The organism is Desulfosporosinus youngiae DSM 17734 (genome assembly GCF_000244895.1).
Taxonomy (GTDB): domain Bacteria; phylum Bacillota; class Desulfitobacteriia; order Desulfitobacteriales; family Desulfitobacteriaceae; genus Desulfosporosinus; species Desulfosporosinus youngiae.
In genome coordinates this window covers 121,271-134,566 of the sequence record NZ_CM001441.1, presented here as the reverse complement: position 1 = coordinate 134,566, position 13,296 = coordinate 121,271, and the positions used below count along the sequence as shown (strand labels likewise).

Sequence of the window (13,296 nt, the reverse complement as noted above, 5' to 3'; positions counted from 1 at the left end):
ACGTATAAATCATCTAATTTTTTAAAAAAATTACTTGTAAATTACACACAACATATGGCTAATGGAGAACCCAGCTTGTTTCTCTAGAGTTAATTTGTGGATACCTTTTTTTGTTTTATAGTAACTTCATCAATACTCAGTGAACGAGTATGTTTAGTGTGTGACCATTGTTTGTCTTTACGGTTTATAAAGCCTAGAAACACAATTGGAATCCAGCTATATATAAAGACCGGATAGAGAATAAGCCCTACATAGGAACGCCAAGGAAGCCGGTCAAGGGCCAATGCTGCTACTGGATAAAGATACTGAAAAGCCGATAGAATCTGCCAGCCCGTCCAAGGCATTACTAACGTAAACACTTGGGTGTAATGGGATTGTAATGCAGCAATGAAATTAGTTAACATGAAAAAAGTAGCGATCATCACAAGGGCAGGCTGAAAGAGATGAATGGCAGCATCAAAATACATGATTTTCTTTTCTCTTATTCCTTTGATGATTAGTGGAAAGAAATACCGTCCTGCTACATCTACCTGCCCCTGTGCCCATCGTTTCCGTTGATTCCACGCCTGTATAAAGGTCAATGGCTTTTCATCATAAACCACGGCATCATGAGCCCAGGTCGTTTTAATACCGTGGGATAAGGCTTTCATACTAAACTCAAGATCCTCAGTTAAAGATGTAGCACCCCATCCAAATTCTTTTAAAACGTCTGTGGAAATACACATACCTGTCCCACCTAAAACGTTTGAGAGACGACCCGTATTTAATCTAGCAAGCTGAAGCATTCGATTCGTTACCCAAAATGCGATAGAAAACGTATTAGTCACCCAAGTATCAAATGGATTTTTCGAATCCAAATAACACTGAACTATTTTATGTCCTTGGCAGAGCTTACTGTTCATTTCAAACAGGAAGTTCTCTTTTACGAGGTTATCCGCATCGAATATAACGATTGCATCATACTGACGCTCCATCTTGAATAATCGATAGAACATCCACTCCAATGCATATCCTTTGCCTCGCTTCTCAGTATTAAACCGACGATGAACAATTGCACCCGCATTTTTAGCAATTAAGGCGGTCTTATCCGTACAATTGTCGGCGACAACAAAAATATCATATAAATTCTTCGGGTAATCAAGTCTAAGCAGGTTTTCAATTAACGGGCCAATAACAGCCTCTTCATTATGGGCAGCAACGACTATTGCAAACGTCTTCTCTGATTTATGTATCTTAATCTCCGGCTTCCGATATAGTCCAAACATTGAAAGAATGAAGTAGTAAAAGGTTAAAAAGATAATAATAGTTTGAACTGGAATCATGATAACATTAAATATTTGTGTACCTGCAACTCCAGATAAAAAATCCACAGATTCAACCCCTTTCTTAACCCATAAAATTTTAACATAGGACTGTTCTCTATGCAAGAAAATAGATACGACAATAATAGACAGATTGTCCACCTGCAACTTATTGTTACTGTTGAAGTCGTATGATGTTTTTCTTCTTAGTTAGTCTTAACTTAACCGGTACTTAGCTTGTAACTTCTATTTATCTTATTAAACTTGTATTTAATCTTATCTTAAATTAGAACTATAGTATGGATACATTTCTAATTAATTTCATAATTCTTTAAAACTTACTCATAGGTTTTTAGGAATAGACAGGTTCAAAAAGCTCAAGGTTTGAATTGCAAACATTGAAATATAACTCCCAAAGTTTTATATTGGGCAATAATGCTTAAATATGTAGTGCTCGCCATAATAAATTATCCTCAATATAAACAACGAACCGATATCTTTAATATATCAGCGACGTTCACTTAGCTTAAGCAGGCAAAAGGTGATAAGTGATCCGATAAACAATAGGAGGAGAAAGCTTGCTTTTATTCCAAAAGCGAGTGAATACCAATAGACTTCTCCAACCCGCGGGCCGGATACCCACGGAACAAACAACCGAAAAATATAAGCAAACCCTGCTCCTATTACGACAAAAAGTAATACGGCCGAAATCAATGATAGTATGCCCACAACACCTGTAGGCGTATCCAATCTCCAACGACGTATTATATCGCGTTTCATCCATTGTAATTCTATATTAAGTATTCTAATCTGTCTACGCCACATCTTCCTCACCTCACAACTATCTTATGAGAGAATTGTCAAAGTGTTTATGGCAAAAATTGAAACTCATTAGGTACATTCGTTTGAGTATAAATGCCAATAAATTTGGGTATAATCGCGAGCAAGGAGGTGGTTTATCATGCCAGTCCCGGCGCCGGATGGGAAATTTGTACATTGTTCCTATTGTGACCAAAAATTCCGTTTTGGATATGACGCAAATCGTCATGAAAAAGAGAAACACTCCGAGCAACTGAATTCATCTAGTTAATAACATGTGAGTATTATGACATAATTAATTTAAGAAACAAAATTCTTAGCAGACAAGTAGAAGGCTACCTTATAACAGTTGAGGTAGCCTTCTACTTGTCTACCGGCGATACAATAGACTCCGGTGGGGACTATGGCCGCACGGCGTCCCGTGGCGAATACTCCTGCAGTGTGGATCGAACGAGTGGAACCCCGACTCCCCAAATTCGTCTGCGCAGACGAATTTGGGGCACACCCTGATGAGATGACAAAGTCAAAACACCTCATTAAGAGATGGCCTTTCGCTTACCTGGCGATGACCTGCTTTCCCGGGAGCTATGCTCCAAGTATCCTTGGCCCTGAAGGTCTTAACTTCCGTGTTCGGTATACGAAAAGCGGATGAGCTTTTCGCCACACTGCGTCCCCAAACGCATTCTCCTGCAGTGTGGATCGAACGGGTGGAACCCCGGACCTCGCTGCTTTCATTATGCAATATCACTATCACTGATACACAGAAAGACCATCTCTAACGAGATGGCCTTTCGCTTGTTACCTGGCGATGACCTGCTTTCCCAGGAGCTATGCTCCAAGTATCCTTGGCCCTGGAGGTCTTAACTTCCGTGTTCGGTATGGGAACGGGTGGAACCCCTCCGGCATAATCACCAGATGTCTGAGATAGTCGCTTTCTTTCGAACGCTGTTCTCTCAAAACTGCACAGAGTCGTTTATCTAGTATTGTCTTAGAATTTGAGCCACTCACCTAGCGTCCTCGATTTAGGTCAAGCCCTCGACCGATTAGTACCAGTCAGCTCCACACGTCACCGTGCTTCCACACCTGGCCTATCTACCTGATCTTCCTTCAGGGGTCTTACCAGCTTTTGCTGTGGGAAATCTCATCTTGAGGCCGGTTTCGCGCTTAGATGCTTTCAGCGCTTATCCGCTCCGAATATAGCTACCCAGCTGTGCCTCTGGCGAGACAACTGGTACACCAGGGATTCGTCCATCCCGGTCCTCTCGTACTAGGGACAGATCCTCTCAAATTTCCTGCGCCTGCGACGGATAGGGACCGAACTGTCTCACGACGTTCTGAACCCAGCTCACGTACCGCTTTAATGGGCGAACAGCCCAACCCTTGGGACCTACTACAGCCCCAGGATGCGATGAGCCGACATCGAGGTGCCAAACCTCCCCGTCGATATGGACTCTTGGGGGAGATAAGCCTGTTATCCCCAGGGTAGCTTTTATCCGTTGAGCGATGGCCCTTCCACTCGGTACCACCGGATCACTAAGCCCTACTTTCGTACCTGCCCGACTTGTTGGTCTCGCAGTCAAGCTCCCTTTTGCCTTTACACTCTTCGCGCGATTTCCAACCGCGCTGAGGGAACCTTTGGGCGCCTCCGTTACTCTTTAGGAGGCGACCGCCCCAGTCAAACTGCCCACCTGATACTGTCCCCAACCCCGCTTCAGGGGCCTAGGTTAGAACTTCAGTACAAAAAGAGTGGTATCCCACCGTTGACTCCACCAAGGCTGGCGCCCTAGCTTCTCCGTCTCCCACCTATCCTGTACATTTTATACCAAAATCCAATGTCAAGCTGCAGTAAAGCTCCATGGGGTCTTTCTGTCCTGTCGCAGGTAACCCGCATCTTCACGGGTATTACAATTTCGCCGAGTCCCTCGTTGAGACAGTGTCCAGATCGTTACACCTTTCGTGCGGGTCAGAACTTACCTGACAAGGAATTTCGCTACCTTAGGACCGTTATAGTTACGGCCGCCGTTTACTGGGGCTTCAATTCAAAGCTTCGGGTTGCCCCTAACCTCTCCTCTTAACCTTCCAGCACCGGGCAGGTGTCAGCCCCTATACTTCTCCTTTCGGATTTGCAGGGACCTGTGTTTTTGTTAAACAGTCGCCTGGACCATTTCTCTGCGGCTCACTCTTCAGTGAGCGCCCCTTCTCCCGAAGTTACGGGGCTATTTTGCCGAGTTCCTTAACGAGGGTTTTCTCGCGCGCCTTAGGATTCTCACCCCATCTACCTGTGTCGGTTTACGGTACGGGCACCTGGTCACTCACTAGAGGTTTTTCTTGACAGCCTGGAGTCGGTTACTTCGCTACTTATGTTCGCTCCCCATCACGTCTCAGAGTCTCGCAGGGCGGATTTGCCTACCCTACCTCCTACTCGCTTGGGCGTGCTCGACCAACGGCACGCTTAACCTATCCTTCTGTGTCACCCCATTGCTCAGACATTTCCAGGTGGTACTGGAATTTCAGCCAGTTGTCCATCACCTACGCCTTTCGGCCTCGGCTTAGGTCCCGACTTACCCTGGGCGGACGAGCCTTCCCCAGGAAACCTTAGATTTTCGGCGGGAAGGATTCTCACCTTCCTTTTCGCATACTCATACCGGCATTCTCACTTCTATCCACTCCACCAAACCTTACAGTTTGACTTCTCTGCTGATAGAACGCTCCCCTACCCCTGCGCATCAAGCGCAAGCCATAGCTTCGGTGATACACTTGAGCCCCGTTACATTTTCGGCGCAGAACCACTCGACCAGTGAGCTATTACGCACTCTTTAAATGGTGGCTGCTTCTGAGCCAACATCCTGGTTGTCTGTGCAATTCCACATCCTTTCCCACTTAGTGTATACTTTGGGACCTTAGCTGATGGTCTGGGCTGTTTCCCTTTCGACTATGAAGCTTATCCCCCACAGTCTGACTCCCAATCTAAATCCAATGGCATTCGGAGTTTGATAAGGTTCGGTAACCTGGTAAGGCCCCTAGCCTATTCAGTGCTCTACCGCCATCGCTCATCAATTGAGGCTAGCCCTAAAGCTATTTCGGGGAGAACCAGCTATCTCCGTGTTCGATTGGCATTTCACCCCTACCCACAGCTCATCCCCTGCCTTTTCAACGACAGTGAGTTCGGGCCTCCAGTGGGTTTTACCCCACCTTCACCCTGGCCATGGGTAGATCACACGGTTTCGGGTCTACAGCATGCAACTTTCGCCCTCTTCAGACTCGCTTTCGCTTCGGCTCCGGCTTCCCGCCTTAACCTCGCTGCATACCGTAACTCGCCGGTTCATTCTACAAAAGGCACGCCACTACACCAACGTGCTGTGACTGCTTGTAAGCGCACGGTTTCAGGTTCTTTTTCACTCCTCTTCCGAGGTGCTTTTCACCTTTCCCTCACGGTACTGGTTCGCTATCGGTCGCTAAGTAGTATTTAGCCTTGGGAGGTGGTCCTCCCTGCTTCCCACGGGGTTTCACGTGTCCCGCGGTACTCAGGATTCCCTCACAGTTTGGTTTTCTTTCGTCTACAGGAGTGTTACCTTCTTTGCTCGACCTTTCCAGATCGGTTCGACTAGAAATCCATTCTTAAAAGAGGGTCCTACAACCCCGAATCCCGAAGGATTCGGTTTGGGCTCTTCCCGTTTCGCTCGCCGCTACTCAGGGAATCGATGATTCTTTCTTTTCCTCCGGGTACTTAGATGTTTCAGTTCCCCGGGTTGTCTTCTTTAACCTATGGATTCAGCTAAAGATAACCGGACATGACTCCGGTTGGGTTGCCCCATTCGGGTATCCACGGATCAAGACCTGCTTACGATTCCCCGTGGCATTTCGCTGTTAACCGCGCCCTTCTTCGACTCTTAGCGCCTAGGCATCCACCGTACGCCCTTAGTAGCTTGACCTATTGATCGCTACGTCTAGGTTTACTCAAAACTTGCGTTTTGATGTGAATTCTTTGACTTTACTAGTTTTCTTCTCTATGCAGTTTTCAAAGAACAGTCTGGTTTAGGCTGCGTTAGAACTAAGTTCCGCAGTGCTTCACCAGTCAAAAATATTAGGACCGTCAGTCAAGCATGTCTGCTTTTCCTACTCAATCCTTTGTGAGTGAGTTTCCATATAACCAACTTCGTTTACCCGGTTTCCCCTATCCTTTCGGACGTCGGGCATCGGATTTCAGACCTCGATTACCTGGTCTCTCAAAACTAACAACAGCTCTCTCCAATGAGTTGCCGATCCCTCGGCTTGAGTCTTGCGACTCGTATTGATCTCTCGTCAAACTTAGTTTCTCAACCTTGCTCTCCGAAAGAACCGACCAATAGGATGTTCGTCTAAAGCCTTAGCTCTAAACCGTTCTCCTTAGAAAGGAGGTGATCCAGCCGCACCTTCCGATACGGCTACCTTGTTACGACTTCACCCCAATCATCGGCCCCACCTTCGACGGCTAGCTCCCTTTCGGGTTACCTCACCGGCTTCGGGTGTTGCAGACTTTCGTGGTGTGACGGGCGGTGTGTACAAGGCCCGGGAACGTATTCACCGCAGTATGCTGACCTGCGATTACTAGCGATTCCGACTTCATGCAGGCGAGTTGCAGCCTGCAATCCGAACTGAGACCGGCTTTCTCGGATTGGCTTCACCTCGCGGCTTCGCTTCCGTCTGTACCGGCCATTGTAGCACGTGTGTAGCCCAAGACATAAGGGGCATGATGATTTGACGTCATCCCCACCTTCCTCCGGTTTATCACCGGCAGTCTATCTAGAGTGCTCGACCTTACTCGTTAGCAACTAAATACAGGGGTTGCGCTCGTTGCGGGACTTAACCCAACATCTCACGACACGAGCTGACGACAACCATGCACCACCTGTCTCTCTGCTCCCCGAAGGGCACCCCCATGTTTCCACAGGGTTCAGAGGATGTCAAGCCTTGGTAAGGTTCTTCGCGTTGCGTCGAATTAAACCACATGCTCCACCGCTTGTGCGGGCCCCCGTCAATTCCTTTGAGTTTCAACCTTGCGGCCGTACTCCCCAGGCGGAGTGCTTATTGTGTTAACTGCGGCACAGAAGGGGTCGATACCCTCTACACCTAGCACTCATCGTTTACGGCGTGGACTACCAGGGTATCTAATCCTGTTTGCTCCCCACGCTTTCGCGCCTCAGCGTCAGTTACAGTCCAGAAAGTCGCCTTCGCCACTGGTGTTCCTCCACATATCTACGCATTTCACCGCTACACGTGGAATTCCACTTTCCTCTCCTGTTCTCAAGATCTCCAGTTTCCGATGCACTCTCAGGGTTGAGCCCTGATCTTTCACACCAGACTTAAAAATCCGCCTACGCGCCCTTTACGCCCAATAATTCCGGACAACGCTTGCCCCCTACGTATTACCGCGGCTGCTGGCACGTAGTTAGCCGGGGCTTCCTCCTTGGGTACCGTCATGTGAAATCAATATTTTCAACCTCACCGTTCTTCCCCAAAGACAGTACTTTACAATCCGAAGACCTTCATCATACACGCGGCGTTGCTCCGTCAGACTTTCGTCCATTGCGGAAGATTCCCCACTGCTGCCTCCCGTAGGAGTCTGGGCCGTGTCTCAGTCCCAGTGTGGCCGTTCACCCTCTCAGGCCGGCTACTGATCGTCGCCTTGGTAGGCCTTTACCCCACCAACCAGCTAATCAGACGCGGGTCCATCCATAATCGATAGCATATTCAGAGGCCATCTTTCCTTAAGTCGTGATGCCACGTCTTAAGATTATCCGGTATTAGCCCTCGTTTCCAAGGGTTGTCCCGGCTTTATGGGTAGGTTACCCACGCGTTACTCACCCGTCCGCCACTAAGAATTTCTCTAAGCAAGCTTATCAAAATTCTCCGTTCGACTTGCATGTGTTAGGCACGCCGCCAGCGTTCGTCCTGAGCCAGGATCAAACTCTCCAAAAAAAGTTATTCAAACTTCTCACTTGAAGAAGATGATTGACTCATGATTTATTTTGAAACTCTTACGAGTTTCTCTCATTGGCTGTCCTTGTTGTTTAGTTTTCAAAGACCATTTATTTTCCTTGCCCCCAGGGCCGGAACTACATATTAGCATTTTCAACTTATGTTGTCAATAGCTAATTAGTAATTCGCTTGTAACTAAGGAAACTAATTTTTAACGTGATAATGCGCGTTTTACGGCACCTAGCTATAATAACATTTTTCAGCATATGCTGTCAATAGTTATTTTAACCGCTTTTAACCACCGTCACTCTCGCTCTTAATCTGCGGAGCAACGTTTGTAATAGTATCATGGTATCAATGCGCCGTCAAGAGACTAATAGACTCAGAGTTTAACTAAGACATTTCATTATTACAACTTAGGCCCGTCCATAATTTGCTAAACATATGATTTTATTCTACACTGAGAAGTATTAACACTACCAAAACCAAGTCCACATTTTCTATATTTAAGCAACAGGAGGATTCGTATGCAAGGTAATGTAAATGAACTTTTGAATCAAAAAACTTGGGCAGTAATCGGCGTATCTAATAATAAAACTAAATATGGCTATAAGGTTTACGATCAACTTAAAAAATTAGGTTACTCGGTATTTGCAATTAATCCCGGGCTCGAGAGTATAGACGGAGACCCTTGTTATCCTTCCCTAACTGCCCTACCGAAGAAACCTGATGCGGTGAGCGTTGTCGTTCCTCCCAAAATCACCGAACAAGTTGTCAAAGAATGCAACGACCTTGGAATCTCAAAGGTCTGGATGCAACCTGGCAGCGAAAGCAACAATGCAATCCAAGATGGCAAAGAGCATGGAATTACAGTGATTCATCACGAATGTGTTTTGATTCATACACGTAATAAAAGTGTATAGTAATGATAAGAATAACTTTAAGAAACATAAAACAACTAAAAACCGCACCAATCAGGTGCGGTTAACTATTTTTATGGAGCGGGTGATGAGAATCGAACTCACGTAGCTAGCTTGGAAGGCTAGTGCTCTACCATTGAGCTACACCCGCAGGTGTGGTAGCAGGGGGGGGATTTGAACCCTCGAATGAGCGGGTATGAACCACTTGCCTTAGACCACTTGGCTACCCTGCCATGGCTCCCCGAGTAGGACTCGAACCTACAACCTACCGGTTAACAGCCGGTTGCTCCACCATTGAGCTATCGAGGAATATATACATTTGGCGGAGAAGGAGGGATTTGAACCCTCGCAGCAGTTACCCACTCTAACGGTTTAGCAAACCGTCCTCTTCAGCCACTTGAGTACTTCTCCAAGATTTGCTTATTTGGTGCGGAAGACGGGACTTGAACCCGTACGGAGTTACCCACACGCCCCTCAAACGTGCGCGTCTGCCAATTACGCCACTCCCGCATGTCTGGAGCCATTGACCGGGATTGAACCGGTGACCTTATCCTTACCAAGGATACGCTCTACCAACTGAGCTACAACGGCTTATCTGTAATTTTGTGGTGCGCTCGGAGAGATTCGAACTCCCGGCCTTCTGATTCGTAGTCAGACGCTCTATCCAGCTGGGCTACGAGCGCACGTTATGGAGCGGGTGACGAGATTCGAACTCGCGACTTTCACCTTGGCAAGGTGACACTCTACCGCTGAGTTACACCCGCAAATTGTATGGTGGGCCATCCGCGACTCGAACGCGGGACACCCTGATTAAAAGTCAGGTGCTCTAGCCGACTGAGCTAATGGCCCTTAATGGCTGGGGTGGGAGGATTCGAACCTACGAATGCCAGAGTCAAAGTCTGGTGCCTTACCACTTGGCGACACCCCAATCTATATATTAAGTCCGAGCATTGCTCAAAGACCCAATAACTTGGTTGCGGGGGCCGGATTTGAACCGACGACCTTCGGGTTATGAGCCCGACGAGCTACCGCTGCTCCACCCCGCGACGAGTTTAGTGTTTGGCATACAACAATCGTTATCCGAATTATCGCATTCCTCATGTTATATTACCGGAATTATCATTTCCAAAATCTATCTCTTAACCAATTGCCATTCCATCTTGAACAACAATCTCCGAACCTTTGATAATGGTGGGCAGGGATGGATTCGAACCATCGTACCTCGCGGAACAGATTTACAGTCTGTCGCCTTTAACCACTCGGCCACCTACCCATGCTGTCTATTAATATGGCGACCCCGATCGGACTTGAACCGACGATCTCCTGCGTGACAGGCAGGCATGTTGACCACTACACCACGGGGCCGTGTCTGGTGGGCGATGACAGGGTCGAACTGCCGACATCCTGCTTGTAAGGCAGGCGCTCTACCAACTGAGCTAATCACCCTTGGGCTCTATTCTGGTGACCCGTACGGGATTCGAACCCGTGTAACCGCCGTGAAAGGGCGGTGTCTTAGACCGCTTGACCAACGGGCCACTTTTGAGAACTTTTTTAGTATAGCTGAAGGTTCCCAAAATGTCAACTCTTTTTGATCAGATATTATAAAAAAAGTTGCTATTCTTTAAAATCCTTTACCATTCATTGTCGATCTAAGGTTATCTGGCTTTATTTATCAACTAAAAGATATATGACTCTAGTCTGACCCTTATCCTCTCCTTCGAGATAGACGTTTATACCTCTGTCCTTTAATTCAGTTACTCGCATGGATGCCTCTTTAAGAAGTTCCTCGCGCTTACCATAAACTCGGGAGTTAACCGGACAAACGGCAACACACCCGGGCTCTTCGCCTCTTTCCAAGCGATGACTGCAAAAAGTACATTTCCCCACTTTACCGTTTGTCATGATTTTCATTCCCCCATGGGGACATGCGGTTACACAAACATGACACCCAAGACACTTTTCGTCATCTTGAATCACAAGCCCATCTTCCTGACACTGAATAGCACCTGCCGGACACACCGTTTGACAAACCGGGTCTGCGCAGTGTCTGCATGACTGAGGATAATAATAGCGTACCAAGTGATCCTTGAGATGTTCCCTTCGCCATACTTTTAAATACCAATCTCCTGTTTGTAAACCATTTTCCTGTTTACAAGCAACGGCGCAACTCATACACGCGATGCATCGTGACTCATCAACTAACATAGCATGCTGACTCATGATTCTTGACCCCCTTCGGCTTTAGCATTACACATGATGTTTTTGCTAACTAAATTACCTCCAATAGGATCAGCAGCTACTGGAAAAAGAGTATTGGCCGGTACTTGCCCATAAGGAGATTGTAACCCGAAATATGGTTGGGTTGAGAGGAACCCCCGCGGTACTGACAAGGTTATCTTCGCCGGCAAAATGACCGATCCTGCAACCGTCTCCACTCTAACTTGGTCTCCTTCCCCAACTCCTATCTCTAATGCGGTCAGAGGATGTATTTCCACATAAGGTTTTTCCATTTCATTAGCCCAATCACTATATTGGCATTCCGTATGGTAGTGGCTTGCCACCTTATTCGTGCTAAAGATATAAGGATATTTCTCTCGGCTTACTCCCATATTCCCCGGGGCTTCAGTGGTATCTACGTAATCAAGCGGCGCATCACTTACTCCTGATAATTCAACTTTGCCGGTAGATGTTTTGAACGTTCCACTCGGAAATAAGCGCACGGTTTCCTTACCAACTTCAGAGCATGGAAAATGTATACCGCCGGGGGTTGCCAGCATCCGTTCCCTGCTAATACCAGCTACATTTTTATTGTACTTCCTTTCCAGCTCCCAAGCCGCTTCAGGAGAATCCGGGAAATAGGATGACGGCAAACCCATTCGCTCTGCCAATAGCCGGTAAAAATCTCCGCCAGATTTTTCTTCACCAAGTGTATCAACCACTTTATTTTTCCACTGCAAGACTCTATGCACACTAGCCTGAGCTCCGGCTTCTTCCAACCAATGGGTCGCAGGGAGAACTATGTCAGCTAGTACAGCAGAATCATCCAACACCAAGGTATGGCTGACCACAAAATCTAATCCTTTAACTGCTGTACGCATCCGTGCACTGTCGGGCCAAGTTACACAAGGATTCCCTGAAATCAAGAGCATTTTGACATCTCCCTCCAGCATGTCTTTATAGAGGGTACTAGATGATCTCTTACGATCAGGTTTCATAACATCCTTCGTCTGGATTAAATTGCTGATGCCGCCGGTATTGTTGATGTGTGAAATAATCCCTGATCCCGGTTTACCGATATTACCGAGTATAGCCATCAGGCTTTCAAATGCCCAGATTGAGGCCCCCGCATTATTAACACAAACAACACCTCGCCCTTCAAACAACATGCCTGGTCTTAGTGTCGCTAAATCTTCTGCTAATCTCTCAATAACATTTTGAGGAACTCCTGTGACCTCTGCTGCGCGCTCAGTGGTAAACGAACTCACATCCTGGGCTAACCTCCCGAACCCATTAGTATGTTCAGATACAAACGTTGGATCATAGAGGTTATTCTTGATAACATAATTCAGTAACGCCATACCTAAGGCTGCGTCAGTCCCCGGTCTGATTTGTATGAATAAGTCCGCTGCCTGAGCCGTTTCTGTGAAGCGGGTGTCTATGACCACGATACGAGTCCCTGACCGCTTAGCTTCCGTAATCCAATGAAACTGCCCCGCCTTTGTTTGGGCGGCGTTGTTGCCAACTATCAGCAATAGTTTAGAATTTAGGACATCCGAGAGAGGGCTTGTTCCTGAACCGTCTCCAAAGAGTTTTTTGCGCACATTCACCTCTGAGTCGGTGCAGATCGGCCCAGTCCCATAGTTCACAAGACCGGTTAAGGAGGAAAATATGCTATGCGCCAATTTACTGTAAGATCCACCTACTTTGGAGGTAATCCCTACAATTGATCCTGAACCATTCTCTTTAAGATAATGATTATATTTTTGGGCGATCAAATCTAAAGCCTCGTCCCAACTTATTCTTTCAAAAGTACCATTAACCTTTTTCATAGGATATCTGACTCTATATGGTCCATAAAGAGTTTGGGAAATTTCCATAGGTTTAGGACAAATTTTCCCTTTATTATAGGGGTTTTCAGGGTCACCAAATACCGCCTTGATTTTTCCATCCTGATCTAAGCTGATTTTTATCCCGCAACCACCGTTACAAAGACAGCAAATCGATGGACGCAATTCCTGGTCATGTTTTAATGGTTTACTGCTTGAAGTTAAGGCGCCTGTTCTTACGTATGAACCCAC

The 13,296-nt window shown here is 46.8% G+C and carries 4 protein-coding genes, 15 tRNA genes and 3 rRNA genes; 1 reads left to right on the top strand and 21 read right to left on the bottom strand.

What is annotated here, in order from left to right:
• Nucleotides 1-89 precede the first annotated feature (89 nt).
• From DESYODRAFT_RS00710 to DESYODRAFT_RS00685, 4 genes are all read right to left on the bottom strand, one after another.
• Nucleotides 90-1,370, bottom strand: coding sequence for a glycosyltransferase family 2 protein (locus DESYODRAFT_RS00710; RefSeq protein ID WP_042338062.1), 1,281 nt, complete (start codon nt 1,368-1,370; stop codon nt 90-92).
• 1,550 nt (nt 1,371-2,920) lie between these two features.
• Nucleotides 2,921-3,036: ribosomal RNA gene (gene rrf, locus DESYODRAFT_RS00695) — 5S ribosomal RNA — on the bottom strand.
• Between the two features lie 107 nt (nt 3,037-3,143).
• Nucleotides 3,144-6,052, bottom strand: a 23S ribosomal RNA gene (locus DESYODRAFT_RS00690).
• Between the two features lie 458 nt (nt 6,053-6,510).
• Nucleotides 6,511-8,078 (bottom strand): 16S ribosomal RNA (locus DESYODRAFT_RS00685).
• The 16S, 23S and 5S rRNA genes sit together here, the layout of an rRNA operon.
• Before the next feature lie 527 nt (nt 8,079-8,605).
• Between DESYODRAFT_RS00685 and DESYODRAFT_RS00680 the strand changes: the two genes are divergently transcribed.
• Complete coding sequence (locus tag DESYODRAFT_RS00680; protein WP_007778111.1) at nt 8,606-9,001, top strand: CoA-binding protein; 396 nt, start codon at nt 8,606-8,608, stop codon at nt 8,999-9,001.
• Nucleotides 9,002-9,075: 74 nt separating this feature from the next.
• On the opposite strand, the gene DESYODRAFT_RS00675 is transcribed toward DESYODRAFT_RS00680, so the two are convergent.
• The 17 genes from DESYODRAFT_RS00675 to DESYODRAFT_RS00595 form a co-directional block, all read right to left on the bottom strand.
• A tRNA-Gly gene (locus DESYODRAFT_RS00675) sits at nt 9,076-9,149 on the bottom strand.
• A 5-nt stretch (nt 9,150-9,154) separates the two neighbouring features.
• A tRNA-Met gene (locus DESYODRAFT_RS00670) sits at nt 9,155-9,231 on the bottom strand.
• 1 nt (nt 9,232) lies between these two features.
• A tRNA-Asn gene (locus DESYODRAFT_RS00665) sits at nt 9,233-9,307 on the bottom strand.
• 11 nt (nt 9,308-9,318) lie between these two features.
• Nucleotides 9,319-9,409 (bottom strand) — tRNA-Ser (locus tag DESYODRAFT_RS00660).
• Nucleotides 9,410-9,423: 14 nt separating this feature from the next.
• Nucleotides 9,424-9,508, bottom strand: a tRNA-Leu gene (locus tag DESYODRAFT_RS00655).
• A gap of 5 nt (nt 9,509-9,513) precedes the next feature.
• Nucleotides 9,514-9,589, bottom strand: a tRNA-Thr gene (locus DESYODRAFT_RS00650).
• Nucleotides 9,590-9,604: 15 nt separating this feature from the next.
• Nucleotides 9,605-9,681, bottom strand: a tRNA-Arg gene (locus DESYODRAFT_RS00645).
• A 6-nt stretch (nt 9,682-9,687) separates the two neighbouring features.
• Nucleotides 9,688-9,762 (bottom strand) — tRNA-Gly (locus tag DESYODRAFT_RS00640).
• An 8-nt stretch (nt 9,763-9,770) separates the two neighbouring features.
• Nucleotides 9,771-9,847, bottom strand: a tRNA-Lys gene (locus tag DESYODRAFT_RS00635).
• Nucleotides 9,848-9,851: 4 nt separating this feature from the next.
• Nucleotides 9,852-9,926 (bottom strand) — tRNA-Gln (locus tag DESYODRAFT_RS00630).
• Between the two features lie 43 nt (nt 9,927-9,969).
• Nucleotides 9,970-10,044, bottom strand: a tRNA-Met gene (locus tag DESYODRAFT_RS00625).
• A 143-nt stretch (nt 10,045-10,187) separates the two neighbouring features.
• A tRNA-Tyr gene (locus DESYODRAFT_RS00620) sits at nt 10,188-10,271 on the bottom strand.
• Between the two features lie 16 nt (nt 10,272-10,287).
• A tRNA-Asp gene (locus DESYODRAFT_RS00615) sits at nt 10,288-10,363 on the bottom strand.
• 5 nt (nt 10,364-10,368) lie between these two features.
• Nucleotides 10,369-10,444 (bottom strand) — tRNA-Val (locus DESYODRAFT_RS00610).
• 13 nt (nt 10,445-10,457) lie between these two features.
• Nucleotides 10,458-10,533, bottom strand: a tRNA-Glu gene (locus DESYODRAFT_RS00605).
• 130 nt (nt 10,534-10,663) lie between these two features.
• Nucleotides 10,664-11,218 carry a 4Fe-4S dicluster domain-containing protein gene (locus DESYODRAFT_RS00600; RefSeq protein WP_007778109.1) on the bottom strand — a complete coding sequence of 185 codons (555 nt, stop codon included), beginning with the start codon at nt 11,216-11,218 and terminating at the stop codon, nt 10,664-10,666.
• Complete coding sequence (locus DESYODRAFT_RS00595) at nt 11,215-13,296, bottom strand: molybdopterin-containing oxidoreductase family protein (protein ID WP_007778107.1); 2,082 nt, start codon at nt 13,294-13,296, stop codon at nt 11,215-11,217. The genes DESYODRAFT_RS00600 and DESYODRAFT_RS00595 overlap by 4 nt, the downstream gene beginning before the upstream one ends.